Source organism: Polaromonas sp. P1_G2, from assembly GCF_056405515.1.
In genome coordinates this window covers 1-560 of sequence record NZ_JBFUBY010000787.1, presented here as the reverse complement: position 1 = coordinate 560, position 560 = coordinate 1, and the positions used below count along the sequence as shown (strand labels likewise).

At 59.8% G+C, this 560-nt stretch carries 1 protein-coding gene; it reads left to right on the top strand.

Annotated elements, in window-relative coordinates; genetic code table 11:
• On the top strand, nucleotides 1-321 hold a 321-nt coding region (locus AC1D0P_RS27590), incomplete at its 5' end, for an enolase C-terminal domain-like protein (protein ID WP_477679642.1).
• Nucleotides 322-560: the final 239 nt, after the last annotated feature.

The following is a 560-nucleotide window of genomic DNA, read 5'->3' as shown; positions in this document are numbered from 1 at the left end:
GTCCAGATCGACGCCTGCCGCATGGGCGGCCTCAACGAAGTGCTGGCGGTGCTGCTGATGGCGGCGAAATTCGGCCTGCCGGTTTGGCCGCATGCCGGCGGTGTCGGGCTCTGCGAATATGTGCAGCACCTGTCGATGATCGATTATGTCGCCGTGTCGGGCGTGATCGAGGGCAGGGTGATCGAATTTGTCGACCATCTGCATGAACATTTCTTTGATCCTTGCGTGATCAAGGATGCGGCCTATATGCCGCCGAAGATGGCGGGGTTCTCGATTGAGATGAAGCCGGAATCGCGGGAGCAGTATTTGTTTCGGGGGTGATTTTCAGACAGTGCCGGGCCCCTCATCTGCCTGCCGGCATCTTCTCCCCGTAGTGACGGGGAGAAGGGATTTGCGGCGCCGTCCCCATCCTTCTCAAACGTCTACCGAATGCCTTCCGGCGCGGCAAACTCGGAGCAGATTCCCTCTCCCCGTTTCAACGGGGAAAGGGTTAGGATGAAGGGCAAACGCTGTCGCTCGCGATAGATTTAGCCCGCGCCGGTTGACGACCCGGCCAGCTT